We start from the raw sequence: 25,969 nt of genomic DNA on the forward strand, positions 1-25,969 counted from the left end.
CCCGTGGCCCGTCCGCCGGCCGCCGGGCAATCGATGCGGCGCCGGGCACCGCGGTCGGCGGTGCGATACCCGTGTCCCCTCTCGTGCCGTGACGGAATCCCCGAGCGCCACCCACAGCACCCGGATGAACGAATCCGGTGAAGATTGTGGTGTGCGCTGCCAATCCGCGTACGCTCCGGCTCCGAATGATCTGCGGAGCCTGCCGTCGAAGCGGGCCTGCCGGCAGGACGTACGGGCGGCGACGGCCGCCCCGTAAGGGGAGGACACATGGCGCCCGCTGATCTCCGCAGCCATCCCAGGCCCGGACCCGCCGGGCCGGACCTGCAGGAGTTGCTCGGCATGGTGGCCCGGGGCGATCAGGAGGCGTTCAGCCACCTCTACGACGCCGTATCAGGCCCGGTGTTCGGCCTGGTCCGCAGCGTTCTGCGGGATCCGGCCCAGTCCGAGGAGGTCGCGCAGGAGGTGATGGTGGAGGTCTGGCGCACCGCGGCCCGCTACCGGCCCGACCGGGGCGGTGCCATGGCGTGGGTGCTCACCCTCGCCCACCGCCGCGCGGTGGACCGGGTACGGGCGGCGCAGGCGGCGGCGGACCGCGAGCAGCGGGCGGCGCTGCTGGAACGGACACCCGCCTTCGACGACGTGACCGAGCAGGTCGAGGCGCGGCTGGAGCGGGAACAGGTGCGCCGCTGCATCCGTACCCTCACCGAGCTGCAACGGCAGTCGGTCACCCTCGCCTACTACCGCGGCCTGACCTACCGCGAGGTCGCCGAGCTGCTGTCCCTGCCTCTGGGCACCGTCAAGACCCGCCTGCGCGACGGCCTCATCCGTCTGCGCGACTGCCTGGGGGTGAGCGCGTGAACGCCCCGGACCTGCATCTGCTGACGGGTGCCTACGCCATGGACGCGCTGCCGGAGGGCGAGCGCGCCGCGTTCGAGCGGCATCTGGCCGAGTGCCCCTCCTGCGACCAGGAGGTACGTGAACTGACGGGCACCGCCGCCCGGTTGGGTCTCGCCGTGTCGCTGGTGCCGCCGCCCGGCATGAAGAACCGGGTGATGGCGGGCGCCGCCGCCGTACGCCAGGAGCCCCCGCGGATACCCGGGCAGCAGCAGGCGCAGTCGCATCCGCAGTCGCCCGCGCAGTCCTGGTCCGGCGGCCACGGTCGGCGCCGTCCGCGGTCCGCCCTCCGCTATGTGCTGGCCGCCTGCCTGGCGGCAGCCGCGGTACTCGGCGGAGCCGTCGCCGTGACGAGCCGCCAGGACGCGCAGGAGGCACGGCAGCTCGCGCACGACGTCCGGAAGGAGGCCCGGGAGGACGCGAAGCGTTCCGAGCGCAGGAACGAGGAGCTGGCCCGGGTGCTCGCCGCCCCGGACGCCTCCGCGGGCAGCGGCCGGCTCAAGAGCGGAGGGACCGTCACGGTCGTGGTGTCCCGGGAGGAGGACCGGGCCGCGTTCCTCATGGGGCACATGCCCGAGCCGCCGTCGGGAAAGGTCTACCAGCTATGGTTCGACGACAACGGCTCGATGCGCCCCGCAGGTCTGCTGGACGCGTCGAAGGACACGGCCGCGACGCTGATGCACGGCTCCGTCGGCGATGCCTCGGGGATGGGCATCACCCTGGAACCGGAGGGCGGATCGAAGCAACCGACCACCGAGCCGCTGGCCCTGATGGACCTTCCGCCCGCGCGTAGTACGTAGTAGGAGCACAACCCATGCGCGTGTCGATCGCCCTGTTCACCTCCGACCTCCGGTTGCACGACAACCCGGTGCTGCGCTCCGCGCTGCGCGGCTCCGACGCCGTGGTGCCGCTGTTCGTCGCCGACGCGGGCGTACGGGAGGCCGGGTTCGACGTACCCAACCGGCGTGCCTTCCTCGCCGACTGCCTGGCCGACCTGGACGCGGGGCTGCGCAGACGCGGCGGCCGGCTCGTGGTGCGTACGGGCGACGTGGTGGAGCAGGTGAGCCGGGTGGTGTACGAGTCCGGTGCGCGCCGCGTGCACATCGCGCGCGGGGCGACCGGCTACGCCCAGCGCCGCCAGGAGCGGCTGCGCACCGCGCTGGCCGAGGAGCGGTGCGCGCTGCAGGTCCATGACGCGGTGAACACCACGCTCCCGCCGGACGCCGTGCGGCCCGACGACGCCGATCACTTCTGGGCGTTCGGGCCGTACGCCGAGCGCTGGGAGCGCGCGGTGCCCCGGGACCCGATGGGCGCCCCGCGCATCGTCCGGGTGCCCGGCCCCATCGGCTCGGACGACCTGCCCGCGCGCAGCGACGTGCTGGGAGTCTCACCGGGGCTCGCGCAGGGCGGTGAGACCGCGGGGCGGCGGTGCATGACGACATGGACGGCCGGGCCCGTCGACACCTACGCCGACCGGATCGACGACCTGGCCGCCGACGCCACGTCACGCCTCTCCCCGTATCTGCACTTCGGCTCCCTGTCGCCGGTCGAACTCGCCCACCGCGTACGGAAGTCGGCGGCCGCCGGCGCGGACGCGTATCTGCGGCAGCTCGCCCGGCGGGACTTCCACCAGCAGGTCCTGGCCGCGCGTCCGCGGGCGGCGTGGCAGGGCCGCGCGGAGTCACCCGGCGGTGACGGGGACCCGGAGCGGACCGCGGCGTGGCAGGACGGCCGTACCGGCTGGCCCGCGGTCGACGCCGCGATGCGCCAGCTCAGGTACGAGGGCTGGCTACCGGGCCGGGCGCGGCTGCTGGCGGCGGGCTTTCTGACCGGTACCCTGCGCACCGACTGGCGGGTGGGCGCACGGCACTTCCTCGGGCTGCTGGTGGACGGGGACGTGGCGGAGAACCAGCTCAACTGGCAGACCGTGGCGGGCAGCGGCCCCAGCCCTGAGGGGCCCGGACACGACGGCGGCCCGGGTCCGTGTCCGCTGGTGCAGGCGGAGCGCTTCGACCCGGACGGCACCTACGTACGGCGCTGGGTGCCCGAACTGGCCGTGGTGGAGGGCGCCGCCGTCCACCGGCCGTGGCGTCTGCCGCGGGAGGTCCGCGAGCGGCTCGACTACCCGGAGCCGGTCGTGGCGCCGGGCGCCGCTGTCACGGCACCCGGCGACGCCTTCACCCGCCCGCGCGTGGACTGACATCCGCGCCTCGCCTGACGCCGGGGGGACTGACGCCCCGCCGCGGGGCCTTGCGGCCACCCCTGGCCTGACGCCCGCGCGTGGACCGACGCCCCGCCGCGGGGCCGGGCGGCCTGCCCCGGGGCCGTGTTCCGTTCCGGGTACGCGAGGAGTCAGCCTTCGTCCCCGGGCCGTGCGAGCAGCAGCTGCTGCACATCCAGCCGCTGCGACCGGAAACCGGCTTCCGCACAGGCCAGATGAAAGGTCCACAGACGCCGGAAGGTCTCGTCGAGCCCGATCGACGCCAGCTCCCCGGAGGTCCGCTCGACGAAGCGTTCCCGCCACAGCCGCAGCGTCTCGGCGTAGTGCGCGCCGAACCCCTCGCGCGCGGCGATCCGCAGACCGGTGTACGCGCCGGTGACCTGCTCGATGGCCTCGACCGAGGGGATCCCGCCGCCCGGGAGGGCGTACTTGCGGACCCAGGAGGGCGTCGAGCGGCAGGCGGTGAGCCGGTCGTGCGGCATGGTGACGGTCTGCAGCGCGATCCTGCCGCCGGGCGCCAGCATCCGGTCCAGCAGCGTGAAGTACTCCGGCCAGGACGCCTCGCCGATCGCCTCGACCATCTCCACGCTGACGATGGCGTCGAACGTGCCCAGGAGCCGCCGGAAGTCGCGGCGGATCACGGTGGCCCGTTCCGCCATGCCGGCCTGCTCGATGCGCCACCGGGCGGGTTCGAGTTCCTCCCGCGACGCGGTGACGGTCAGGACACGGGCACCGCGCGCCGCGGCGCGTACCGCCAACTCGCCCCAGCCGGTGCCGATTTCCAGGAGCTGCGTGCCGGGTCCGACGCCGGCCAGGTCCAGCAGCCGGTCGATCTTGTACTGCTGGGCCGCGGGCAGCGTGGCGTGGTCGGCGGGGAACCCCGGGAAGACGGCCGAGGAGTACGTCATCGTCCGGTCGAGGAACCCGGCGAACAACTCCTTCGGCAGATCAGTACGGTGTGCTGTCTCGCGCGGACGGGCCACCGGCGTGTCCGGACTCTCCGCCGGACCCGGGGCCGGCCTCCCCCGCAGCCGCCGGTGCCGCCGCGGGGGCTCCGGCGCCTCCGCGGTGAACGCGCCATCGAGCACTGCGAGTTGGGCCAGTACGCCGACCAGATCGTCGGCTTCCCACTCGCGCGCCATGAACGACTCGCCTAAGCCGACGGGGCCGCACGCCCCGATCCGGCGGAAGAACGCGGCCGGGTCGTACACATGAAGCGTCGGGCCCGTCGTCCCGATGACCTCCCCGGCGCCGAGCCGTACCCGCAGCGGCAACCGGGCCGCCGCGCCACGGACGGCCTTCTCGGCCGCAAGCGCCCGGGCGCGGGAACAGTCCGGCACCTGCGCCACGTCGGGCCAGCGCCGTGGGTCGACGGCCGTGGCCACCGTCTCGTCCATCAGGGCCGCCGGATGCCGTCCCACCGTCATGCCGCTCCCCTCTCGCACCTTGCCGCGGGCTCATGCCCCTCGGCCGCTATTCGGAGCCGGGGCGGCGGGGGATTGGTGCGGATCGGCGGGAATGCGGTACGGGATGCAACAGGCCCGTGGCGGGCCCCTGCCGGAGGGCGCTCAGGGACCTCTCGACGAGGGACTTCCGGAGGGGGCTTCGGGGGGGGCGCTCGGAGAGCCCCGGGGGAGCAGCCGCCCTCCGGGGCCCGTCCCGGCCCCTCAGCCCTTGGTGGAGCCCACCCCGTGCTCGGCGGCGATCTGCTCGATGCGGTGGGCCAGTTCGAGGTCCAGCTCCGTCACCTTGCCGCCCGCGCTGTGCGTGCTGGAGGCGACGGTGAGCTTGTTGTACGAGAGCGTCAGATCGGCGTGGTGGTTCAGGGCCTCCTGGACGCGGGCGATCTGCCCCACGATGGCCGCCGCCGCGAGGTGCCCCTCGAAGGTGTAGGTCCGCTCGATCCGGTCGCCGTTCGCCGCCCAGCCGGGGAGCTCGGCGAGCGCATCCTCGATCTCCTGGGGCGACAGCGCTTTCGGTGCCATGTCTGAGCCTTCCTTCGGGGCCTACCGGATCCGCTCGGGGTGCCGGGTGCGTACTCCCAGCCTGCCACCGGACAGGGTCGGTTTCGCGTCAATGTGCGTCCGGCGTGGGCGTGTGCTTCCCGCCGCCCGGGACGGCTCATAGGCTCCTGCGCCGTACCCGACCATACCGGCGAGTAGCAGGGGGAACGTGACCATGGAACGCCATCCCAGTACCAGACGCACGTTCGTCACCGGCGCGGCAGCGGCGGGCGGCGCCCTGGCCCTCGGGGGCACCGTCTCCACCGGCCGGGCCGAGGCAGCCGCACGCAGCGGGCCCCGGGCCGGCGCGGCCGGACCCACCGTCGCCGTCCTCGGCGGAGGCGTCGCCGGGCTCACGGCAGCCCATGAGCTGGCCGAGCGCGGCTTCGCGGTGACCGTCCACGAGAAGAAGGCCCTGGGCGGCAAGGCCCGCAGCATGGACGTCCCGCACAGCGCCACCGGAGGCCGCAAGCCGCTGCCCGGCGAGCACGGCTTCCGCTTCATCCCCGGCTTCTACCTCAACCTCCCCGACACGCTGCGGCGCATCCCGTACCCCGGCAATCCGAACGGCTGCCACGACAACCTGGTCGCCTCCACCGAGGTGTTGTTCGCCCGTACGGGGCGCGAGGACATCCGGCTGCCGTTCGCCACGCTCGGCACCCCGCCGGGACCGATGACCCCCGACGATCTGATCCGCATGATCCGGGGGCTGCTGATCACCGCGTGCAAGCTGCCCGTTCACGAGGCCCTGTACTTCGCGAACCGTGTGCTCGTCTTCCTCACGAGCTGCGAACGCCGCCGCCTCGACGCCTGGGAGCGCACGCCCTGGTGGGAGTTCATCCGGGCCGAGCGGATGTCGCCCGAGTACCAGCGGCTCCTCGCCATCGGCATCACCCGCAACATCGTCGCCACCAAGGCCGAGGTCGCCAGTACCAGGACCGTCGCCAACTGCCTGGAGGCGTTCGTCTTCAACATGCTGGGGCGCGGCGCCGACGGTGAGCCGGACCGGGTGCTCAACGCCCCCACCAACGAAGCCTGGATCGACCCCTGGGTGACGCATCTCCGCGGTCTCGGCGTCCGCTTCGAGGTCGGCTCGGCGGTCGTCGACCTCCCGTACGCGGACGGGCGCGTCACCGGAGCCGTGCTTCAGGACCCGGACGGCACCCGGCGGACCGTCACCGCCGACCACTACGTCTGCGCGATGCCCGTCGAGCACGCCCGGAAGACCTGGGGCCCGGCGCTGCGGGCCGCGGACCCCGCGCTGAGCCGCGCCGACGCCCTGGAGACCGACTGGATGACGGGCCTTCAGTTCTACCTCACCGAGCCCACCCCGGTGGTCCACGGCCACGTCAACCACCTCGACTCGCCCTGGGCGCTGACCTCGGTCGGCCAGGCCCAGTACTGGAAGGGCCGCGACATCCCCGCGGAGTACGGCGACGGCCGGGTCCGCGAGTGCTTCTCGGTCGACATCTCCGAATGGGACCGGCCCGGCATCCTCTACGGGAAGACGGCCAAGCAGTGCACACGCGACGAGGTCGCCCGCGAGGTGTGGGCCCAGCTCAAGGCGGCACTCAACGACACCGGCCGTACGGTGCTGCGGGACAGCACCCTCCACTCCTGGTTCCTCGACCCGGCCGTCGACGGCATCGGCACATCCGAGCCGCGCAACGACGAACAGCTCCTCATCCACCCCACCGGCACGTGGTTCGACCGCCCCGCCTCCGTTACGAAGATCCCGAACCTCTTCCTGGCCGGCGACTACGTGGCCGTCGACATCGACCTGGCCACGATGGAGGGCGCCAACGCCTCAGGACGCCAGGCGGTCAACGCCCTGCTGGACGCGGCGGGTTCGACGTCTCCGCGGTGCGAGGTGAAGCCGCTGTACCGCGCCCCGGAGTTCGAGGACCTCAAGCGCCACGACGCGTTCCGCCATCGCATCGGGCTGCCGAACGTCTTCGACCTCGGCTGACCCGGGCGCCGGGGGCAGGCGGCTCGCCGGCTCGTGGCGTGGCGGGGCCGGCGGTCACCCCGGCAGCGGGGACACCCCTCGCGCGCCGGGGCCCGCGCCCGGCTCCTCCTCGCCGGACGGCGTACGGCCCCGCGCCTCCGGCACCCGTCCCGGCTCCCGCCCATCGCCAACTGCGCTGCCGTGCACGGGCACTGACGGAACCTCACCCAGCGCGGGGTCGCCGGACCGCGGGCCCGTCAGCGGGACCTCCGGGCCGCTGGCCTCACGCAGCCAGTGGCGCAGCACGCCGTGGACCGCCTCGGCCCCGCACAACTCCTCGCCGTCCGCCACCGGGGGGCTCAGCTCGGCCGGCCACAGCAGGAACGCCCGGTTCTGGCAGCCGCCGAGGCCGCCGTGGGAGCCGATCTGCTCCTCGAAGGCGTACACCTCACCGGACTTGGGGTCGTACGCGGAGTTGACCATGACGTCGGCCGCGTGCGGGAAGCCCGCGGTCCGCCGCACCGCGTCCTCGGCGCCGGGTCCGAACCGGGCGAGCGGGTTCTCCGCCGGGACGCAGCCGTCGACCGTCAACTCGCCTGTTTCGAGCCGTAGTTCGGCTCCGCCGGCGCCCAGCACCACGGGCCCGTGCTCCTCGCTGCGCACCAGGAGGAACCCGACGCCCGGGTGCTCCGCCAGGGTGCGCAGCAGCGCGGGGTGGCGGGCGTCGATCTCCTCGCGGCTCGCCCGGCCCAGGATGCGGGGGAACGAGACGAGCCCGAGGTTGCCCGACGCGAGGACCACCGGATCGCTCGCCCGGGCGCGTCGCGGCCGCTGCTCCCCGTTGTCCTTCTCGCGCCGCCCCAGCGCCGCCCGCGCCGCCGCCCGCGCCTCCGCGCCGCTCGCGGAGCGCTCGGCACGCCGCGGGACGGCGAGCCCGCACCCGGCGCGTACGAGGTCCTGCAGGGCCAGGCCGTAGGTGCCGGCGAAGGTGGGGCCAGGGCTCTGCCCGTGGTCGGAGAGGAGCACGATCCGGTACTCGCGCGGCGCGTGCTCGGCGACCTTGGCGATCAGCGCGATGCTGCGGTCGAGCCGGGCGAGGACCTGCTCGGCGTCGCGGCTGCGCGGGCCCGAGTGGTGGGCCACCTCGTCGTAGCCGACCAGGTCCGCGTAGACCGCCGTACGGCCCGCCAGCATGTCGCCGATGACGGCCGCCACGACCACGTCCCGTTCGACGACCGTGGCGAACGCCCGGATGAACGGGTAGAGGCCGCCCCGCCGGACCCGCGGTTCCTCGCGCCGCACCCGCGCCCGCGCGGACTGGCCGATCTCCCGGCAGACCTCGGCGACGTAGGAGAGGGCGGTGCGGGTGGCGTTGGCGGGGTCGGAGAAGTACGCGTAGTAACCCGAGCGGGAGCGGTTCCGGCGACCGCGCCGGGCCGCGACCGACAGCACGAGCGCGAGCTGGTCCGCCCCACCGCTGAACAGATTGCCGCGGCTGGCCCCGTCGACCGTCAGCAGCCCGCCGTCCCGGGTGCGGGCCACGGCCCGCCGCTGCAGCTCCGCGACGCTCGTCGGCCGGCTGCAGACCATGACCTCGCCGGTCTCCTTCTCGTACCAGCGGAAGGCGGGCACGTCGTCGTTGGAACCGTGGAGGATGCCGAGCTGGCTGGCGCCCGTCTGGCTCGACCAGTCGGTGCGCCAGGGCGTCAGCCGGTGGCCGCCCGACGCGTACCAGGAAGCGACCGTCTCCATGACCGGCGGCACGGGCTTCCCGGACGGGCCGTGCGGGGACCGGTCGCGGACGGCGTCGGCCAGGACGTCGAACCCCACCCCGTCGAGCTGGAGGAAGACCGTGCCGGGCGCCGTCGACCGGCCGCGGCCGCCGACGCCGCGGCGCCTGCGCCGGTCGGCGAGCCGGTGGAGCCGCCGCCGGTACGCGCCGTCGTCGCGCACGGCGAGCGCCGTGCTCGTCGCCGAGGCGACCGCCGACATGACCGCGGCTACCACCACCGCCGTCTCGGGTGTGAGCTCGCCCCGGTCGTCCGGGACAAGCCGCAGCGCGGCCAGCAGCACGGTCCCGTTGAGGAAGAACACCAGCAGCCCGAGGACGAAGGCGGGCACCAGCAGCAGGGCCCTGACGAGCGCGGGCCACACCAGGGCGCTGAGCAGGCCGAAGGCACCCGCGCCGAGGGCGGCGGTGACGGCGATCCGCGTCGCGCTGTCGCCGTCCGCCGACTGGAGCCGGAAGTCCGGGAGGATCCCGGCGAGGGCGAGCATCGTCAGGGTGCTCGCCCCCCAGACGACCAGCACCCTCAGGACGGCACCGCCCAGCGCCCGCCACGTGCCCATGACCACGGCGTCCCACCTCACCGGCTCGCCCGCGCGACGGCGGGCACTCTCCCCCCCACCAGCGTGGCACAACGGTGCGCGCCCGAGGGCGGGATGCAGGACGGGGGACCGGCCCGGGTGACGGGTACGCGAGCGGTCGGCGGCGGGCAGGCGCGGCGCCGACGGAGCCGCTGGTGTCAGGCGTCGCCCCCGGCCTCAAGGCGTCGTACGGCGGCCTGGGGCGTCACCCCCGGCGGCATGCGTCGTGCGCGGCGTCCTCAGGCGTGAAACCGCGATCTCAGGCGTGGTAGAGCGCCTCGACCTCGGACTCGTACGCCTTCTCGATCGCCCGGCGCTTCAGCTTCAGCGAGGGCGTCAGCAGCCCGTGCTCCTCGGAGAACTGCCCCGCCAGGATCCGGAAGGTGCGGATCGACTCGGCCTGGGAGACGAGGGTGTTCGCCGCGACGACCGCGCGCCGGATCTCCGTCTCCAGGTCCGGGTCCCGTACCAGCTCCGCGGGCTTCAGCTTGGGCTTGCCCCGCATCATCAGCCAGTGCTCCACGGAGTCCGGGTCGAGCGTCACGAGCGCGGCGATGTACGGGCGGTCGTTGCCGACGACGATGCACTGGCCCACCAGCGGATGGGCCCGGACACGCTCCTCCAGCGGGATGGGCGAGACGCTCTTGCCGCCCGAGGTCACCAGGATCTCCTTCTTGCGCCCGGTGATGGTCAGGTAGCCGTCCTCGTCGAGGGCGCCGAGGTCGCCGGTCGCCAGCCAGCCGTCCCGCAGGACGGCCTCGGTCGCCTTCGGGTCGTTGAGATACCCGTCGAAGACCTGCCCGCCGTGGATCCACACCTCGCCGTCGTCCGCGATGTGCACGGTGGTGCCGGGGATGGGCTGGCCCACGGTGCCGTACCGGGTCCGGCGGGGCGGGTTGGCGGTGGCGGCGGCGGTCGACTCGGTGAGCCCGTAGCCCTCGTAGACGGTCACGCCCGCGCCCGCGAAGAACAGCCCGAGCCGGCGGTCCATGGCGGAGCCGCCCGACATCGCCGTGCGGATCCGGCCGCCCATCGCCTCGCGCACCTTGCTGTACACGAGCTTCTCGAAGAGGCCGTGCTGCACCCGCAGCCCGGCGCTGGGGCCGTGCCCGGTGCCGAAGTCCCGGTTCTCCTGGGCCTCCGCGTACCGCACCGCGACGTCGACGGCCTTGTCGAACGGCCCGGCCTTGCCCTCGGCCTCGGCCTTGCGCCGCGCGGCGTTGAAGACCTTCTCGAAGACGTACGGCACGGCCAGGATGAAGGTCGGCTTGAAGGCGGCGAGATCCGGCAGCAGCTCGGTGGCGCTGAGGTTCGGCTGGTGGCCCAGCTTCACCCCGCCGCGTATCGCCGTCACCTGCACCATGCGGCCGAAGACGTGGGCCAGCGGCAGGAAGAGGAGCGTGGACGCCTCGTCGCCCGGCTTGGAGTGGAACACCGGCTCCCAGCGCTCGACGAGGGTGTCGCACTCGTACATGAAGTTCGCGTGCGTGATCACGCAGCCCTTGGGGCGGCCGGTCGTGCCGGAGGTGTAGATGATCGTGGCGGTGGAGTCCGGGGTCACGGCGAGCCGGTGGCGGTGGACCGTCTCGTCGTCGATGTGGGCCCCGGCGGCCTTCAGTTCGTCCACGGCGTCGGCGTCGAGCTGCCACAGCCTGCGGAGCTGGGGCAGCCGGTCGATCACCGAGCCGATCGTCATCGCGTGGTCCTCCTGCTCCACCAGCACGGAGGAGACCCCCGCGTCGTGCAGCATCCAGAAGGCCTGCTCGGCGGACGAAGTCGGATAGACCGGGACGGACTGGGCGCCGACCGTCCACAGCGCGAAGTCGAAGAGCGTCCACTCGTAGCGCGTGCGGCACATGATGGCCACGCGGTCGCCGAACCGGACGCCCTGGGCGAGCAGGCCCTTGGCGATGGCGAGAACCTCGTCGCGGAACTCGCCCGCCGTCACGTCCTGCCAGACGTCGTCGACCTTACGGCCGAGAGTCACCCGGTCGGGGTCCTCAGCGGCACGATCGAAGACGGCATCGGCCAGACCTCCGGTCCGGTCGGCCGTCACCACGGGAGGGGACATGAACTCGCGCAATACCTGCTCCTCAGCGTGCTCCGCACAGCGCGGTGACCGTACCTGATGAATCCCCTGGAAGGGAGACCTGTTTCACACCCGGGATTCGGTACAAAACGGCTGGTCAGGAGGTGATCTGCGGTCCATGCAGGGAGATTGGGCGCTCCGCCTGACTCACGAGTAAGGTCCGTGGCCGGAAATCTCCACTGAATCCGCGCTCAGTAGTCACCTGCGCATTACAGCTAACGGCTCTTTCCGGCCGTTCCGGGCAAGGGACTTCGGATTCCGCTTTCGTCCGCTCTTGTCCCGCTCGGGGTGCTGAGGAGTTCGCCGAAAGGCGCCACATTTCAAGACGGTCAAGGTCCCGCGGAGGTTGCCTCGGGCGCCCGGCCTTTTCTGCGGGCGCCGTCCGTTCGCCGTCCGGAGCCCTTCGTGGAACGGATTGCGCAGGTGGCTCTGCGCGCCTCAGCACGCGGTGGTGCGGGACCGGCGGGACGGCCTCGGTCCTGCCCGGTGCAGGGCAGGACCGAGGCCCCGGAGTGAACGGGACAGGAGGCGGGTCAGGAGCCGCCCGTCCGGTGGTCGAGCGGGAGCCACAGGACCGCGGCGCCCGCGACCGGGCCGTTGGACTCGCGTACGCGCGCCAGCTCCTCGTCGGACAGGGCCCGGCCGTAGACCCGGACCTCGTCCAGCGCTCCGGTCAACCAGCCCCGGCTGTCGGCCTTCTGGCCCAGGTGCACACCGAAGGTCGAGCCCCGGCTCACCGTGCCCGGCACATCGGGCACGGCCGTCTCCGCTCCGTCCACCGCCAGCCGGAGCTGACCGCCCGAGCGGCGCAGCGCCAGGTGGTGCCACTGGCCGTCGTTGTACGGCCGGGTGGTCCGTACGGAGGCGGTGGCGGCGGGCGCGGCCCCGTTCACCGCGGTGATGAGGGCCGTGACCCGGCCGCGGTCGGGCTCCCCGCGCACCCACACCTGCGGGCTCCGGGTCCCGACCCCGCCCATCCACAGGAACGGCTGGTCGCCGGAGGCCGCGCTGTAGCGGAACCACAGGCTCGCGGTGAAGTCCCGGTCGCCCAGCGGCAGGGCGTCACGGAACGGCAGCCGGACGGCGTCGTCCCGGCCGTCGAACGACAGGGCCCGTCCGAAGCGGCCGTCCGTCAGCGGCGCCCCGCCGATGACCGCCGCGCCCTGGGCGTACGGTGCCCGGTCCGGTGTCGTCGGGTCCGGCGCGCGCCGCGGCCCGAGCCAGTCCTCGGTGAACCGGGCGAAACGGATCTCGTCGCGCGCGTCGACGGCCCCGCCCTCGTACATCAGGCCCACCTCGCGGTCGGAGAGGGCGACCATGTCGGAGTAGCCGGACCAGTCGGTGGTCACGACCGCGCCGCGGTCCACGCCTTCCCAGGTGCGGCCGTCGTCCCAGGAGGAGCGGACCGTCATCGTGCGGCGCCGGTCGGGGTCGGCCGGGGCCGAGAACAGCAGCCGCCCGCGCCCCGCGTGGTCGCCGGGCATACGCAGCACGGAGGCCTGCACCATGGGGGAGTAGAGGCCGGGGAGGGCGCGGAAGGGAGCCGCGAAGCTGTCCCCGCCGTCCCGGCTGACGGCGTACGTGCGGTGGCCGAGGTCGGTGCCGTCCTGCTCGCGCCCGTTGACGTGGACCGAGCCGTCGGTCCGCTCCACCAGGGTCATCTCGGACGGCTTCTGGCGGAACAGCCCGTCGGGCGCTGTCGGCCGGGTGTCCACCGCGCCGATGCGCCAGGTCCGGCCGCCGTCGTCGCTGTGCACCAGGGCCGCGTGGTTGGCGGTGACCCGGGTGCCGTCGTGGCTCTCGGTGTTGACGCCGAGGACCAGCCGTCCGGCGTGCCGCCCGCGGGCGAGCTGGATGCCGTGTACGGGCCCGGTGGCGTACCAGGAGTTCCAGTCGGGGCGGCGGATGGCGTCGGTGAGGTCCCGCGGCGGCGACCAGGTCGCGCCGTCGTCGTCGCTGTATTGCAGATGCGGTGTCCGGTCGCACGGCACGTCGCAGGGCAGCGAGTCGTCACGGCCCTTGTTGTACGTGGTGGCCAGCACGATCCGGCCGGTCCTGCGGTCCACGACCGGGGCGGGGTTGCCGTGGGTGTCACCGCGGCCTTCGTCGATCACCTGGAGCGGCCCCCAGGTGCGGCCGCCGTCGGTGGAGCGTTTGAGGACGAGGTCGATGTCCCCGGCGTCGCCGCAGTTGTCCACCCGTCCCTCGGCGAAGGCCAGGAGCGTGCCGGCCCGGGACTTCACGACGGCGGGGATGCGGAAGCAGGCGTAGCCGGGATCCTGGTCGGCCGTGAAGAGCACCTGCTGCTCGATGCCGGTACGGGCGGCGGCCGGGGACCGCTCCGCGGCGGCGGCGGCGCGTGCGGTGAGGACGGGGGCGAGGAGCACCGGGACGAGGAGCAGGGCCGCGAGGCGGCGCCGAGGGGGGCTGGTGTGTGCACGGACAGGGAGAACTGACGGCATGACACATCCCTTCAGCCGAACGTCCGGACATGGGACGTGGGATGTCCGGACGTCGAAGGTAGGTGCAGGGAATGCTTCCCACAAGCCTCCGAACCACTCGGCCGGCGGCGGATCCGTCCCGCCTCCGGACGGGTCCGCGTCCGCCGGGCTCATGGGCCATCTCGCCCTCCTGCGGGGGGAGTTGGTGTGTCGCGCGCGCAGCGGATGCGTACGGCGGGGGCGTGCCGCGCCCTCCATGCCTGTCACCGCCGGGTCGCGTGTACGCCGTTCCTCCCGCGGAATCGCCCCACGGCCTGAACCGGAGGCCACCAACCGGCCGAACGGGCGGGGAGCGTCGCCCGGGCCGGTGCGGTCGCGCACGGTGCGGCGCGGAGGGCGAGGTGACGGGCCGGGGCCGGTTCTCTCTGACCGGAATCGACCAACTCGCCGTCATACTGGCTCAGTTGACGGAACGCCGCGCTCGATCCGGAGGGAAGCGCCCTCGGCACCCCCGAAGGCGCTCAGCACCACCGCACGGCCCAGCACCACACGCCCTCAGTAGCCCCGCACGCCCCGCAACCGCTCCGGAAGCCGGCCGCTTCCCGGAACCGCTCCAAAAGCCGGTCGCTCCCCGAACCGCTCCGACCCACGAAGGGACCCCATGTCCACCGCGAACCGCAGCTCCGCACCCGCCTGCCCCCTCGGCCACGACCAGCACGCCGACAACGCACGGCTTCGCGAGGCCGGAGCCGCCGCCGCGGTGGAACTGCCCGGACGCGTCCCCGCGTGGGCGATGGTCCGTCACGACGCCCTCCAGGCCGTCCTGTCCGACCCGCGGTTCGCCAAGTCCCCCGCCCACTGGGCCGCGCTCGCCGCCGGCGACGTGCCGGCCGACTGGCCCCTGATGACCTTCATCGTCAACAAAGGCATGACCACGGCCGACGGCGAGGAGCACCGGAGGCTGCGCGCCCTGGTGACGCAGGCCTTCACCCCGCGCCGGGTGGCCGCGCTGCGCCCGCGGGTCGAGCAGCTCACCGAGGACCTGCTCGACGCCCTGGCCGCGGCAGCCGCGGACGGCCGCCCGGTCGACCTGCGGGCCCGCTACGCGTACCCGCTCCCCATGAACGTCATCTCCGAGCTGCTGGGCGTACCCGAGGACCGCAGGGACGAGCTCCACCGGCTGTGCGAGATCCTCGTCAGCAGCGAGACCGCCCCCGACGAGGCCGTCGCGAACGTCCGCGCCCTCCACGGCGCGCTCGCCGGAGTCATCGAGAGCAAGCGGCAGGCCCCCGGCGACGACCTCACATCGGCGCTGATCGCGGCCCGCGAGGAGGACGACCGGCTCAGCGAGGAAGAACTCGTCGGCACCCTGCTGCTGATGTTCCTCGCCGGGCACGCCACCACGCTCAACCTCATCTGCAACGCCGCCGCCGCGCTCCTCACCCACCCTGCCCAGCTCGCGCTGGTGACCTCGGGACGGATGCCGTGGAGCGCGGTCGTCGAGGAGACCCTGCGCTGGGACAGCCCCGTCGGGCAGTTCCCGATGCGCTACGCGACGGAGGACGTGGACGTGGAGGGCACGCTCGTCCGCAGGGGCGAGCCGGTCCTGGCGTCGTACGCCGCCGCGGGCCGCGACCCCCGCAAGTACGGCCCCGACGCGGAGGGCTTCGACATCGCCCGCGGCGTCACCCGCCACCTGTCGTTCGGGTTCGGGGCCCACTTCTGTCTGGGCGCGGGACTGGCCCGGATGGAGGCCGAGTCGGCGCTCTCCCGCCTCTTCGCGCGCTTCCCCGGTATCCGGCTCGCGGTGGACCCGGGAACGCTGGAACGGCTGCCCTCGATCGTCTCGAACGGCATACGGACCCTGCCGGTGCTGCTGCGCTGAGGGGCGTCGCCGGGTCGCGCGAACGCCGGGCGCTGTGGTGCAGGGGCGGGGTCCCAGGAGGAAACGCCGGACGGTGCCCATGGCCGCGTCAACAGTTCGGGCACCCGCGATCGGCCCTCACGCCGGGACGGGACGGGGAGCCGTCTCCGATGTGGTGATCGTCTGCCGACGTCGTGCCCCATGAGCAGCACAAAGGGACCTGCGGGCTTCCCCGGTCGATCTTTCCGCCTCATGGCCAGGTCTTGTAAGTTCGTGTGTGCATGGGGCTGTTGGATGTGGGTGCGCAACGGGGGTTGCTCGGGTGGGGAATCGGCCGACGGATTGGCATGTCCTGGATCTGGAGGAGGATCCGGTTCCGGGTGATCCGGAGCGGGTGAAGTCTCTGGCGCGGCGTCTTCATGATTTCGCCGATGATGTCGGGGATGCTCTGCGTCAGATCAAGGGCATGGCCGGGGATGATGCGCTGCTGAAGTGGGCGGGGAAGTCCGCTGATGCATTCACATCCGAGTTCGAGGATGTTCCGAAGAATCTGCGGAAGCTGAAGAAGTCCTACGACTTGGCCGGCGATGCCCTCGCGGCTTACTGGCCGGACTTGGACAAGGGCCTGTGTGATCCGGCGGACGTTGTCCGGGCTCCGCCGGATCTGGACGTACACCTGGGATGCCGAGGACCGGCTCACCGAGGCGGCGACGCCCAGCAGCGGTGTATGGCGGTACCGCTACGACGCACTCGGTCGGCGCACTGCCAAGTTCCGTGTGGACGAGGACGGTTCGGTCGCCGACGAGACCCTCTTCAGCTGGGACGGCACCGATCTCGCGGAGCAGCAGACGCTCCGCGGGGACGTGGTGGAGACCGACACCTGGGACTGGGAGCCGGGCACCCACCGCGCGGCGGTTCAGATGCGCAGCCGGTGGCGCACCGCCGACCCGGATGAGGTCAGCAGGCAGTTCTACGCGATCGTCTCCGACCTGGTCGGCACCCCCAGCGAACTCGTCGGACAGGACGGCGCGATCGCCTGGCGATCCGTCACCAGCCTGTGGGGAAGGCCCCTGGCCGGTGACGACGGCGGCCTGTGCCCGTTGGCCTTCCCGGGGCAGTACCGCGACCAGGAAACCGGCCTGCACTACAACCTGTCCCGCTACTACGACCCGGACACCGCGAGCTACCTCTCGCCCGACCCGCTCGGCCTGGCCCCCTCCCCGAACCACCACGCGTACGTCGACAACCCCTTGCGCTGGACCGACCCACTCGGCCTTGAGGGCGACGAGCCGGTCCGCGTCTACGACGACTCGGAGTACACCAAGCACGGTTCAGGCAGTAGCTCGTCGGCCAAGGGTGAGGTGAGCCGCGCTCCCGCTAATGGCCAAGCCGCGCTGGACCGTTCCATCCCCTTGGGCGACCCGAATAACCCGAATAAATTCCGGCGTTTCGGAGTGGATCACGTCAACAACGAGATCGTTGTCCTGGACCGACATCGGGCGATCACCGACAAGGATGGCAATATCGTCAAGGAGATCTACCACGGCCACGTCCGGTCCTCTTACCCGGGGGACGGCATCACAGAGGGCGATCTCAACAAGCTGAAACGTGCAGGCATGATCAACAACATCAAGAAGCAGAAAGTGCTCCCGCCCAAGTGCGATGGGTGACAGGCGGAGAAGAAAGGTCGGCCATGGCATCCGGGTGGGACTGGGAGAGCGGCGAAGGCCTGCTGGGGATCGACGACCCCGCAGAGTGGGACACGGCCTACGAACGCAAAGAACGCAGTCTTGGTACTGCAGCAATCGGCCTGGCCTTCAATTGCCCTCTGGCCGAGGCCTCACCGCGGATCGCCAAGGCGATGCAGTTGCCGGACGCCGAGCAGCGAGCGTACGCGTTCACGGCCGTCGGCACCGCAGCGCGGGTCAACGGCGAGCTGACGCCGGAGCTGTATGAGGCGCTGCGTGTGGAGGGGCACAAGGGCCTCGCCGAGTACGCCATCGATGACACGCTGGCCTTTGTACCGTTCCGGCGGCTGCCGTCATGGCTCAAGCGGCGGAAGGTCGTGACGAGGGTGCGCAACAAGTTGGAGAGCTGGTGGCTGCGGTCGGGGGAAACGGTCGAAGACGCCTGGAAGGCGCTGCGCCGGCGTCGCTGACACGGGGAGAGTCGGACATGGCCGCCGAATGGGACTGGGAGAGCGGCGAGGGGCTTCTGCGGATCGACGACCCCGCCGAGTGGGATGCCGCTTTCGAGCGGGGTGAGCCCAAGATCGGTACGGCGGTGATCGGGTTGGCCTTCAACTGCTCACTGGACGAAGCGTCACCCCGGATTGTCAGGGCGATGCAGCTGCCGGACCCCAATCAACGTGGGTTCGCCTTCGCCGCGGCAGGTGCTGCGGCCCGGCTCAATGGGTGAACTGACCCCGGAGCTGTACGCCGCGCTGCGCGCCGAGGGCCGCGGCCGCTTCGCTGAACACGCCATCAGGGACACCTTGACCTTCGTGCCGTTCCGGAAGCTGCCGCCGTGGTTCAAGTGGCAGATGGTGCGGACAACCGTGGTGGACAAGGTAGAGGCCTGGCGGCTGACCGCCAAGTACGCGGTCGAGGACGCCTGGAAGGCCCTGCGCCGACGGCGCTGACGCAAGGGGGCAACTGTGGCCGCCGAATGGGACTGGGAGAGCGGCGAGGGGCTTCTGCGGATCGACGACCCCGCCGAGTGGGATGCCGCTTTCGAGCGGGGTGAGCCCAAGATCGGTACGGCGGTGATCGGGCTGGCCTTCAACTGCACGCCGGCCGAGGTGTCGCCGCGGATCGTCAGGGCGATGCAGGTGCCGGACCGCGATCAGCGAGGGTACGCGTTCACCGCGGCTGGCACTGCGGCGCGGCTGAACGGTGAGTTGACGCCGGAGCTGTACGCCGCGTTGCGTGCGGAGGGTCATCGTGGCCTCGCCGAGAACGCCATCGACGACACACTGACGTTCGTGCCGTTCCGGGATCTGCCCCCGTGGTTCAAGTGGCGAAAGGTCGCTTCAAGGGTGGGGGACAAGCTGAAGACTTGGCGGCTGACCGCCGCGTACGTGGCTGAGGACGCAGGGAAGGCCCTGCGTCGACGGCGCTGACGGAAGGCGGCCGGCCGTGGCGGCCAAGTGGGACGCAACGAGCGGGCGGTGGGGGCCGGTCGGCGCAGGGGGCGCTCCCCGCCGATCGGCCCGCCGCGCCCCGTGCAGCAGACGATCACGCCTCAGTGCCCGGCGGCCGCGGTCCGCAGGGTGACGCGCTCCTCACCCGCGTACACGTTCATGGAGCTGCCGCGCAGGAAACCCACCAGCGTCAGCCCGGTCTCGGCCGCGAGGTCCACGGCCAGCGACGACGGCGCCGAGACGGCTGCGAGCACCGGGATGCCCGCCATCACCGCCTTCTGCGCCAGTTCGAACGACGCCCGCCCCGACACGAGCAGGATCGACCGGGACAGCGGCAGCGACCCGGACTGCAACGCCCGGCCGACGAGCTTGTCCACGGCGTTGTGGCGGCCGACGTCCTCCCGCAGGTCCAGCAGGTCGCCCTCCGCCGAGAACAGCCCCGCCGCGTGCAGGCCCCCGGTCCGGTCGAAGACCCGCTGAGCCGCCCGCAGCCGGTCGGGGAGGGCGGACAGCAGAGCGGGCTCGACGCGGACCGGTGGAGCGTCGGCGATCGGCCAGCGGGCCGAGGTCCGAACGGCATCCAGGCTGGCCTTGCCGCACAGCCCGCACGACGACGTCGTGTAGACGTTCCGCTCCAGGGTGATGTCGGGGACGGGCACCCCGGGGGCGAGCTGGACGTCGACCACGTTGTACGTGTTGGCCCCGCCCTCAGCCACCGCTGGGGGTGCCCCCACGGAGGTGGCGCCCGCGCAGTACACGATGTTCGCCAGCTCCTCCGCGCTGCCGATGACGCCCTCGCTCACGAGGAATCCGGCGGCCAGCGGGAAGTCGTCACCCGGCGTGCGCATGGTGATCGCCAGCGGCTTGCCGTTCAGCCGGATCTCCAGCGGCTCCTCGGCGACGAGCGTGTCGGGGCGCGTGGTGACGGACGCGTCGCGGATGCGCAGAACGCGGCGTCGCTCGGTGACCCGTCCCATGATGATCCTCACCCGTTTCGGTCGGCGCCGCGTACGTGCTGGTAGCCGAAGCGGCCCTTGATGCAGAGATTGCCGTGGGTCACCGGGTCGTCGTGCGGCGAGGTGACCTTCACGATCTCATTGTCCTGCACGTGGAGGGTCGGAGAGTGTCCGGACGGCAGCCGACGGCTGCGGCGACGGCCAGGGTCTCGCGCATCATCGCCTCGACCAGGGCCCGGGTCTCGCGGTGCCGGCAGATCTGGGCCATGGTGGCGCGCGCGAGGGCGCTGACGGGGTTGAACGAGATGTTGTCCAGCAGCTTGATCCAGATGTCGTTCCGCAGGTCCGGCTCCACGGGGCACTTCAGGCCGCCGGCCCGCATGGCGTCGCTGAATTCGAGACAACCCGGGGAGACGGTCATGTCCGGTTCCCCGATGGAGAACCGGGCGCCTTGCAGATGCCGTACGACACGGCGGCGGCGAATTCGGTGGCCGCGTGGACGACACGGCCCGGCGGGGCGGCAGCGTCGCGTTGACCGAGCCGCCGGGGTCGACGCTCTCGATGTGGTGGTCCCGCAGCGGGCCGGGCAGGCCGTGGAAGTACCACCAGGGGATGCCGTTCTGCGCGGCGAGCGGCGATCTCGGCGGTGCGGTCGTGGAGCAGCGGGTGCGCCAGCGGCCGCAGGACGGGCAGGAGTTGGCCTTGAGCCCGGGGAACACGCAGTCCACCGGCCCGACTTCGGACGGGTCGTTGGTGGCGGCGGTCCGCGCGGTGAAGTCCCCGCGCGGACCGACGACCGGGCTCCGATCGGTTGAGGGGACCGAGAGGGGGCTCGAACAGCATGAGGTGGACAGAATATTGTCTACAATATCCTGTAAGGGGGGTCAAGATATGTGACGTGCTCCGCAGGCCGATTGCGTACCCTCGGTCCCGGCGTGTGTCGTACAGTGCACGCCTCGGCGATTGGGGGCGGGGTTCGAGGGTGTGGCCGCGCGCGCCTCGGCCGTCCGTGAGCCCGACGTCACCACATCTGGAGCGCACATGGCCTTCCGCAGGCAGAGAACCATTGCGGGCGTCGCCGCCTGCCTCGCCGTAGCCCTCGCCGCGACCGGCTGTGCGGACTCGGAGCCGGAGGCCAAGGACGACGTCTGGGTCGTCCCCAACCCCACGTTCGAGCCCGGCTCCTCCATGGAGAAGCTGCACGAGAAGGACCGGCTGACGATCGGGGTCAAGATCGACCAGCCCGGTGTGGGCATGAAGGAGCCCGGCGACAAGGCGCCGGAGGGCTTCGACATCGAGATGGCGAAGATCATCGCGGGGAAGATGGGCATAGCGCCCGGGAAGATCCGCTGGGTCGAGGCGGTCCCGGAGAACCGTGAGAAGTACCTGCAGAACGGGACCGTCGACCTGATCCTGGCCACGTACTCGATCACACCGGAGCGCCGCAGGACCGTCGGCATGGCCGGGCCGTACTACGAGACCGGGCAGCAACTCCTGGTGCGCAAGGACGACTCCGACATCAAGGGCCCGAGCGACGTGGACGGCAAGCGGGTCTGCTCGGTCGCCGGTACGACGTCGATCCAGCGCGTCGAGGACGAGTACGGCGCCGAGCCCGTCCCGGACAAGACCTACACCGCCTGCGTGGACCAGCTCCTCGACGGGGCGGTCGACGCGGTCACCACCGACGGCGCGCTCCTGCTCGGCTACGCGGCCGAGAAGCCCGATGAACTGAAGGTCGTCGGCGACCCCTTCAGTACCGAGCGGTACGGCGTGGGCTACCGCAAGGGCGACGACGAGATGTGCGAGTTCCTCAACAAGGCGCTGAATCGTTCCTACAGGGACGGCACCTGGGTCGACGCGCTGTCGAAGACGCTGTGGAAGACCACCGGCGCGGTGCCCTACCCGGACACCGACCCCTGCCCGGGCGCGAAGGACTCCTGAGGCTCAGGCGCCGGCACCTGAGGTTCCGGCGTCCCCCGCGTCCCCCGCGTCCCGGGCAGGCGCTGCGGGGAGCGTTCAGAGCCGGGCCTCGCGCGCGCCCGGCTCGTACCACATCGGCCACATCGGCGGGCCGTCGGGAAGCTGGACCGTCCGGTCGGTGACGGTGAAGCCGAGGCGTTCGTAGAGCACCTTGCTCCGTGCGTTGCTGGCCTCCAGATACGCGGGCGTGCCCTCGCGGTCGCAGCGGTCCAGCGTCCGGGCCAGCAGCGCGCCGCCGAGGCCCTGGCCGTGCCGGGACGGCGTCACGGCGATCAGCGGGAGGTAGTGGTGCGCCCGGTCGTCCGGGTGGGCCTCCGAGGTCAGCTGTCCCACGATGCCGGTGCGCTCGTTGCCCGGGTCGGCCGCCTCGAACCGTGCGGCCATCTCGTCCTCCCCGTCCTCCTCCCCGCCGGACCCGGCAGGCGTGGGCAGCCACAGCGCCGCCGCCGTCAGCTCGTCGGTGACGTCGACCCAGCCGTGCTCCAGGGCGGCGTCCAGGAAGACGCCGAAGAAGCGGGGCTGGACGGTGTGGCGGTGGGCCGGGTCCGGGAAGACCCACCGGCTGACCGGGTCCTCCATGAACGCGTCGCTCAGCAGACGGCCGACCGCATCCCGTTCCTCCTCCTGTGCGCGCCGGATCCGCGGCGTGACGCCGGCAGACTGGTTCACGAGCAAAACCCCCTCCATGGTCGAATACCCGTGCCCGGTATATCAGTTGGGCACTTGCGCGGGGTATGCCGGGATCGGCGGCCAGGGGGCGGCCAGGGGGCGGCGCGGAGGCGCCGCGGCGGGCGCACGTACGGGAGAGGGCGCACGGGGCGGGTGCACCGGGGAGGCGCCCGGGAGAGGTCCGCGAGAGAGCCGCGCGAGAGGCATGTGCGGCACACATGGGCTGCGCGGCGGAGTGCGGGCCGCCCTCACTCGGTAGACTGTAGACATTAACCAATTCGGCCCCGCCGAGTCCCAAGGGGGACCTCGATGCCGTCCGCAGGACTTCCGCACGGAGCTGTGCCCAGGCTCGAACGTCCCGGTCCGCTCCGCGAGCGGGTCTACGAGGCGCTGCTGGAGCTGATCACCACCCGCTCGCTCCAGCCCGGCCAGCATCTCGTGGAGAGCGAGCTGGCCGGTCACCTCGGTGTCTCGCGGCAGCCCGTGCGCGAGGCGCTGCAGCGGCTGAACACCGAGGGGTGGGTCGATCTGCGGCCCGCGCAGGGCGCGTTCGTCCACGAGCCCACGGAGGAGGAGGCCGACCAGCTCCTCACCGTCCGGACCCTGCTGGAGGCGGAGGCCGCCCGCCTGGCGGCCGCGAACGCCACCTCCAAGGGCATCGCCCGGCTGGAGAAGCTGTGCGCGCAGGGCGAGGAGGCGGTGGAGCGGGATCAGATCGACGTCGTCGTCGACACCACCGCGGCCTTCCACGCCGCGGTGATGGAGCTGGCGGCGAACGCGGTGCTGGCGGAGCTGGCCGCGCGGGTCGGCCGCCGCGTCCGCTGGTACTTCACGCCGGTCGCGCGGCAGCGCGGCAAGCAGTCCTGGATCGAGCACCGCGACCTGATCGCCGCCATCGCGGACCGGGACGAGCAGCGGGCCACACGGATCATGCGCGAGCACACCGAGCACACGCGCACCTCGTACCACGCGCGCAACTCCGGCTGACGGCAGCTGTGTTCGGGCCCGCAGAGCCGGGCGGGCCCGAAGGGCCGTGGCGCGTACGCGGTCGGGCTTCGCCCCGCGCCGCGCAAGCGGCCGGGTCCTGAGCCCGCGAGGCGGGCCCGGACCGGTGTGGCCATCCCGGGCCTGATCAGCCCCGCCCGGTCAGACGCCGGCCTCGTCCCGGCCGATATCGCGCCTGACCCCGGGCGGATCGGCCTCGCCTCCAAGTCCGGGAGGCTCACCTGCCAACTCATGGACGGGCTGTGGGAGATCGGCTTCTCCTTCTGCGTCGGCATCGGCGGCGGCCCGGTCATCGGCGCCACCCGCATCGACGGTCTCGCCGCGTTCGAGGCCGACCCCGACACCGAACTCGTCGTGCTCATCGGCGAGATCGGCGAGATCGGCGGGGACGCGGAGGAACGTGCCGCCGCGCACGCCGACGAGCACGTCACCAGGCCGGTCGTCGGCTGCATCGCCGGGTTCACCGCGCCCGAGGGGAGGCCCATGGGACATGCGGGAGCCGTCGTCCTGGGAGCCATCGTCCTGGGTTCCTCCGGTACCGCGCAGGCGAAGAAGGACGCCTTGGAGGCGGCCGGATCCCGGTGGGCGGGACCCGTCGGAGGCGGCCGCGCTCGTCCGTGACCGGATCGCGGCGCTGAGTGACCTCACTCATAGTTGAGGTGGACTCCGTTCACGGATCCCCGACCGGTCACTACCGTCCGGTAGACAATTACTGGCGGGTAGGTAGCGCGGTGCGCGCCGCCCATCCGCCGCAAGGACCCGCCCGTCCGTGCAACGAGAGCGGAGACACCTGATGGCATCCACCCTCACCCTCAAGCCCGGAACCGCCTGGTCCGACGCATGGCAACGCTGCGTCGCACTCGCCCCCGAGGCCTTCCGCGAGGACCGCGTCCTCAACCTCTGGGCCGGGAACTGGCAGGTCGACGGTCACCCGCTGCCGGCCTCGACCCCCGTCGACGGCAGCCCCATCGCGGGACCGCCGCGGCTCGACTCCGGAACCGCCCGGGAGGCCGTACGCGCGGCACTGGACCAGCACCGCGGCTGGCGGCAGGTACCGCTGGCCGACCGCAAGGCCCGTATCGCCGCCGCCCTCGACGCGCTCACCGAGCACCGCGAGCTGCTGGCCCTGCTGCTCGTCTGGGAGATCGGCAAGCCCTGGCGGCTCGCCCAGGCGGACGTGGACCGGGCGATCGACGGCGTGCGCTGGTACGTCGACGGCATCGAGGACATGCTCGGCGACCGCGCCCCGCTGGAGGGCCCGGTCAGCAACATCGCGAGCTGGAACTACCCGATGAGCGTGCTCGTGCACGCCATGCTCGTCCAGGCTCTCGCCGGGGACGCGGTCATCGCCAAGACCCCCACCGACGGCGGACTCGCCTGCCTCACCCTCGCCTGCGCGCTGATGCACCGCGAGGGCGTCCCCGTCACCCTGGTCAGCGGCAGTGGCGGAGAGCTGTCCGAGGCCCTGGTGCGCTCGCCGGAGATCGGCTGCGTGTCCTTCGTCGGCGGCCGGGACACCGGCGGCCGCGTCGCCTCCGACGTCGCCGACCTCGGCAAGCGCCACATCCTGGAGCAGGAGGGGCTGAACTGCTGGGGCATCTGGGAGTACAGCGACTGGGACAAGCTCTCGGCCGTCATCCCCAAGCTCTTCGACTACGGCAAGCAGCGCTGCACCGCCTACCCCCGCTTCATCGTCCAGCGGTCCCTCTTCGACGAGTTCCTGGCCGCCTACCTCCCGGCCGTGCGGCGCGTGCGGCTCGGCCACCCGCTCGCGGTGGCCTCGCCCGGCGACCCGCTGCCCGAGCTGGACTTCGGCCCGCTCATCAACGCGGCAAAGGCCAAGGAGCTCAACGACCAGGTCGCGGAGGCGATCGACCGGGGCGCCGTACCGCTCCACCGCGGCAGCCTCGACGAGGGCCTGTTCCTGCCCGGCCAGGACACCTCGGCCTACGTCCCGCCCGTCACGCTGCTGAACCCGCCGTCCAGTTCGCCGCTGCACCACGCCGAGCCGTTCGGCCCCGTCGACACCATCGTGCTCGTCGACACCGAGGCCGAGCTGCTGGCCGCGATGAACGCCAGCAACGGCGCGCTGGTCGCCACCCTCTCCTGCGACAACGAGACGACCGCCGAGCGGATCGCCTCCGAGGTGCGGGCGTTCAAGGTCGGCTTGGGCAAGCCCCGTTCGCGCGGCGACAAGGACGAGCTGTTCGGCGGGTTCGGTGCGTCCTGGCGCGGGGCGTTCGTCGGCGGTGAACTGCTCGTCCGGGCCGTGACCCAGGGACCGGAGGGCGAGCGCCCGCCGGGGAACTTCCCCGACTACCACCTGATGCCGTAGGGACGGCGGCGCTTCGGTGAGTCGCGGGGCCTGGCCGTCACGTGACGGCCAGGCC

The 25,969-nt window shown here is 72.4% G+C and carries 21 protein-coding genes and 3 pseudogenes; 15 read left to right on the top strand and 9 right to left on the bottom strand.

The features are described from left to right. The first annotated feature begins 267 nt into the window (after window positions 1-267). Genes ABZ822_RS20345 through ABZ822_RS20355 form a run of 3 tightly spaced genes read left to right on the top strand, consistent with a single transcriptional unit; the run spans window position 268 to window position 3,094 of the window. Entirely contained in the window at window positions 268-858 is a 591-nt protein-coding gene (locus ABZ822_RS20345; RefSeq protein ID WP_360855656.1) for a sigma-70 family RNA polymerase sigma factor, read from the top strand. After that, window positions 855-1,694 carry an anti-sigma factor gene (locus tag ABZ822_RS20350; RefSeq protein ID WP_360855659.1) on the top strand — a complete coding sequence of 280 codons (840 nt, stop codon included), beginning with the start codon at window positions 855-857 and terminating at the stop codon, window positions 1,692-1,694. Before ABZ822_RS20345 ends, ABZ822_RS20350 begins: the two co-directional genes overlap by 4 nt. A gap of 14 nt (window positions 1,695-1,708) precedes the next feature. Next, window positions 1,709-3,094 carry an FAD-binding domain-containing protein gene (locus tag ABZ822_RS20355; protein WP_360855662.1) on the top strand — a complete coding sequence of 462 codons (1,386 nt, stop codon included), beginning with the start codon at window positions 1,709-1,711 and terminating at the stop codon, window positions 3,092-3,094. Window positions 3,095-3,246: 152 nt separating this feature from the next. Here the strand turns inward: ABZ822_RS20355 and ABZ822_RS20360 are convergent, their stop codons facing one another. After that, window positions 3,247-4,542 carry a cyclopropane-fatty-acyl-phospholipid synthase family protein gene (locus tag ABZ822_RS20360; protein ID WP_360855665.1) on the bottom strand — a complete coding sequence of 432 codons (1,296 nt, stop codon included), beginning with the start codon at window positions 4,540-4,542 and terminating at the stop codon, window positions 3,247-3,249. 240 nt (window positions 4,543-4,782) lie between these two features. After that, complete coding sequence (locus tag ABZ822_RS20365; RefSeq protein ID WP_360855669.1) at window positions 4,783-5,100, bottom strand: 4a-hydroxytetrahydrobiopterin dehydratase; 318 nt, start codon at window positions 5,098-5,100, stop codon at window positions 4,783-4,785. A gap of 193 nt (window positions 5,101-5,293) precedes the next feature. Here ABZ822_RS20365 and ABZ822_RS20370 point away from each other — a divergent pair, with 193 nt between their 5' ends. Beyond that, a complete protein-coding gene (locus ABZ822_RS20370) occupies window positions 5,294-7,087 on the top strand; it encodes an FAD-dependent oxidoreductase (RefSeq protein WP_360855673.1) in 1,794 nt (597 codons plus the stop codon). 54 nt (window positions 7,088-7,141) lie between these two features. Here ABZ822_RS20370 and ABZ822_RS20375 read toward each other — a convergent pair whose 3' ends face one another. The 3 genes from ABZ822_RS20375 to ABZ822_RS20385 all read right to left on the bottom strand — a co-directional run bounded on the left by ABZ822_RS20375 (window position 7,142) and on the right by ABZ822_RS20385 (window position 13,984). Next, a complete protein-coding gene (locus ABZ822_RS20375; protein ID WP_360855748.1) occupies window positions 7,142-9,415 on the bottom strand; it encodes a phage holin family protein in 2,274 nt (757 codons plus the stop codon). A gap of 277 nt (window positions 9,416-9,692) precedes the next feature. Continuing rightward, complete coding sequence (locus tag ABZ822_RS20380) at window positions 9,693-11,504, bottom strand: AMP-dependent synthetase/ligase (RefSeq protein WP_360855751.1); 1,812 nt, start codon at window positions 11,502-11,504, stop codon at window positions 9,693-9,695. Window positions 11,505-12,055: 551 nt separating this feature from the next. Further along, a complete protein-coding gene (locus ABZ822_RS20385; protein WP_360855677.1) occupies window positions 12,056-13,984 on the bottom strand; it encodes a sialidase family protein in 1,929 nt (642 codons plus the stop codon). A gap of 640 nt (window positions 13,985-14,624) precedes the next feature. Here ABZ822_RS20385 and ABZ822_RS20390 point away from each other — a divergent pair. The 7 genes and pseudogenes from ABZ822_RS20390 to ABZ822_RS20420 all read left to right on the top strand — a co-directional run bounded on the left by ABZ822_RS20390 (window position 14,625) and on the right by ABZ822_RS20420 (window position 18,948). Beyond that, on the top strand, window positions 14,625-15,848 hold the full coding sequence (locus ABZ822_RS20390) for a cytochrome P450 (protein ID WP_360855679.1): 1,224 nt from the start codon (window positions 14,625-14,627) through the stop codon (window positions 15,846-15,848). A gap of 301 nt (window positions 15,849-16,149) precedes the next feature. Then, window positions 16,150-16,419 (top strand): annotated as a pseudogene (locus ABZ822_RS20395) (WXG100 family type VII secretion target); the annotation flags it as partial. 37 nt (window positions 16,420-16,456) lie between these two features. After that, window positions 16,457-17,497: an RHS repeat-associated core domain-containing protein gene (locus ABZ822_RS20400; RefSeq protein WP_360855682.1), complete on the top strand. Its 1,041-nt coding sequence runs from the start codon at window positions 16,457-16,459 to the stop codon at window positions 17,495-17,497. 23 nt (window positions 17,498-17,520) lie between these two features. After that, window positions 17,521-17,985, top strand: a complete 465-nt coding sequence (locus ABZ822_RS20405) for a hypothetical protein (protein ID WP_360855685.1) — start codon at window positions 17,521-17,523, stop codon at window positions 17,983-17,985. A 17-nt stretch (window positions 17,986-18,002) separates the two neighbouring features. Further along, complete coding sequence (locus tag ABZ822_RS20410; RefSeq protein WP_360855688.1) at window positions 18,003-18,245, top strand: hypothetical protein; 243 nt, start codon at window positions 18,003-18,005, stop codon at window positions 18,243-18,245. Beyond that, a complete protein-coding gene (locus ABZ822_RS20415; protein WP_360855691.1) occupies window positions 18,238-18,468 on the top strand; it encodes a hypothetical protein in 231 nt (76 codons plus the stop codon). The genes ABZ822_RS20410 and ABZ822_RS20415 overlap by 8 nt, the downstream gene beginning before the upstream one ends. Before the next feature lie 15 nt (window positions 18,469-18,483). Beyond that, the gene (locus ABZ822_RS20420) at window positions 18,484-18,948 is read left to right on the top strand and encodes a hypothetical protein (RefSeq protein WP_360855694.1); all 465 of its coding nucleotides are present in this window, start codon (window positions 18,484-18,486) and stop codon (window positions 18,946-18,948) included. A gap of 122 nt (window positions 18,949-19,070) precedes the next feature. Here the strand turns inward: ABZ822_RS20420 and fdhD are convergent, their stop codons facing one another. From fdhD to ABZ822_RS20435, 3 genes and pseudogenes are all read right to left on the bottom strand, one after another. Then, window positions 19,071-19,946: a formate dehydrogenase accessory sulfurtransferase FdhD gene (gene fdhD, locus ABZ822_RS20425; protein WP_360855697.1), complete on the bottom strand. Its 876-nt coding sequence runs from the start codon at window positions 19,944-19,946 to the stop codon at window positions 19,071-19,073. An 8-nt stretch (window positions 19,947-19,954) separates the two neighbouring features. After that, window positions 19,955-20,098, bottom strand: a pseudogene (locus tag ABZ822_RS20430) (Fe-S-binding domain-containing protein); the annotation flags it as partial. After that, complete coding sequence (locus tag ABZ822_RS20435) at window positions 20,056-20,346, bottom strand: ketopantoate reductase C-terminal domain-containing protein (protein WP_360855700.1); 291 nt, start codon at window positions 20,344-20,346, stop codon at window positions 20,056-20,058. The gene ABZ822_RS20435 and the pseudogene ABZ822_RS20430, both read right to left, overlap by 43 nt. A gap of 620 nt (window positions 20,347-20,966) precedes the next feature. Here ABZ822_RS20435 and ABZ822_RS20440 point away from each other — a divergent pair. Beyond that, the gene (locus ABZ822_RS20440; RefSeq protein ID WP_360855704.1) at window positions 20,967-21,866 is read left to right on the top strand and encodes a glutamate ABC transporter substrate-binding protein; all 900 of its coding nucleotides are present in this window, start codon (window positions 20,967-20,969) and stop codon (window positions 21,864-21,866) included. 75 nt (window positions 21,867-21,941) lie between these two features. Here the strand turns inward: ABZ822_RS20440 and ABZ822_RS20445 are convergent, their stop codons facing one another. Next, window positions 21,942-22,574 carry a GNAT family N-acetyltransferase gene (locus ABZ822_RS20445; protein ID WP_360855707.1) on the bottom strand — a complete coding sequence of 211 codons (633 nt, stop codon included), beginning with the start codon at window positions 22,572-22,574 and terminating at the stop codon, window positions 21,942-21,944. A 309-nt stretch (window positions 22,575-22,883) separates the two neighbouring features. On the opposite strand from ABZ822_RS20445, the gene ABZ822_RS20450 reads away from it, so the two are divergent. The 3 genes and pseudogenes from ABZ822_RS20450 to ABZ822_RS20460 all read left to right on the top strand — a co-directional run bounded on the left by ABZ822_RS20450 (window position 22,884) and on the right by ABZ822_RS20460 (window position 25,914). Then, on the top strand, window positions 22,884-23,561 hold the full coding sequence (locus ABZ822_RS20450) for a GntR family transcriptional regulator (RefSeq protein ID WP_360855710.1): 678 nt from the start codon (window positions 22,884-22,886) through the stop codon (window positions 23,559-23,561). 135 nt (window positions 23,562-23,696) lie between these two features. After that, window positions 23,697-24,237: pseudogene (locus ABZ822_RS20455) on the top strand (succinate--CoA ligase subunit alpha); the annotation flags it as partial. A gap of 135 nt (window positions 24,238-24,372) precedes the next feature. Continuing rightward, entirely contained in the window at window positions 24,373-25,914 is a 1,542-nt protein-coding gene (locus ABZ822_RS20460) for an aldehyde dehydrogenase family protein (protein ID WP_360855712.1), read from the top strand. Window positions 25,915-25,969: the final 55 nt, after the last annotated feature.

This window comes from Streptomyces sp. NPDC047108, assembly GCF_040643575.1.
Lineage (GTDB): Bacteria > Actinomycetota > Actinomycetes > Streptomycetales > Streptomycetaceae > Streptomyces.

Excerpts from the sequence above, each read along its gene's own strand:
- ABZ822_RS20440 (WP_360855704.1), top strand. The coding sequence starts at position 20,967 with ATGGCCTTCCGCAGGCAGAGAACCATTGCGGGCGTCGCCGCCTGCCTC.
- ABZ822_RS20450 (WP_360855710.1), top strand. The coding sequence starts at position 22,884 with ATGCCGTCCGCAGGACTTCCGCACGGAGCTGTGCCCAGGCTCGAACGT.
- ABZ822_RS20365 (WP_360855669.1), bottom strand. The coding sequence starts at position 5,100 with ATGGCACCGAAAGCGCTGTCGCCCCAGGAGATCGAGGATGCGCTCGCC.
- ABZ822_RS20460 (WP_360855712.1), top strand. The coding sequence starts at position 24,373 with ATGGCATCCACCCTCACCCTCAAGCCCGGAACCGCCTGGTCCGACGCA.
- ABZ822_RS20375 (WP_360855748.1), bottom strand. The coding sequence starts at position 9,415 with ATGGGCACGTGGCGGGCGCTGGGCGGTGCCGTCCTGAGGGTGCTGGTC.
- ABZ822_RS20380 (WP_360855751.1), bottom strand. The coding sequence starts at position 11,504 with ATGTCCCCTCCCGTGGTGACGGCCGACCGGACCGGAGGTCTGGCCGAT.
- ABZ822_RS20355 (WP_360855662.1), top strand. The coding sequence starts at position 1,709 with ATGCGCGTGTCGATCGCCCTGTTCACCTCCGACCTCCGGTTGCACGAC.
- ABZ822_RS20415 (WP_360855691.1), top strand. The coding sequence starts at position 18,238 with ATGGGTGAACTGACCCCGGAGCTGTACGCCGCGCTGCGCGCCGAGGGC.
- ABZ822_RS20360 (WP_360855665.1), bottom strand. The coding sequence starts at position 4,542 with ATGACGGTGGGACGGCATCCGGCGGCCCTGATGGACGAGACGGTGGCC.
- fdhD (WP_360855697.1), bottom strand. The coding sequence starts at position 19,946 with ATGGGACGGGTCACCGAGCGACGCCGCGTTCTGCGCATCCGCGACGCG.
- ABZ822_RS20410 (WP_360855688.1), top strand. The coding sequence starts at position 18,003 with ATGGCCGCCGAATGGGACTGGGAGAGCGGCGAGGGGCTTCTGCGGATC.
- ABZ822_RS20405 (WP_360855685.1), top strand. The coding sequence starts at position 17,521 with ATGGCATCCGGGTGGGACTGGGAGAGCGGCGAAGGCCTGCTGGGGATC.
- ABZ822_RS20345 (WP_360855656.1), top strand. The coding sequence starts at position 268 with ATGGCGCCCGCTGATCTCCGCAGCCATCCCAGGCCCGGACCCGCCGGG.
- ABZ822_RS20385 (WP_360855677.1), bottom strand. The coding sequence starts at position 13,984 with ATGCCGTCAGTTCTCCCTGTCCGTGCACACACCAGCCCCCCTCGGCGC.
- ABZ822_RS20390 (WP_360855679.1), top strand. The coding sequence starts at position 14,625 with ATGTCCACCGCGAACCGCAGCTCCGCACCCGCCTGCCCCCTCGGCCAC.
- ABZ822_RS20370 (WP_360855673.1), top strand. The coding sequence starts at position 5,294 with ATGGAACGCCATCCCAGTACCAGACGCACGTTCGTCACCGGCGCGGCA.
- ABZ822_RS20435 (WP_360855700.1), bottom strand. The coding sequence starts at position 20,346 with ATGACCGTCTCCCCGGGTTGTCTCGAATTCAGCGACGCCATGCGGGCC.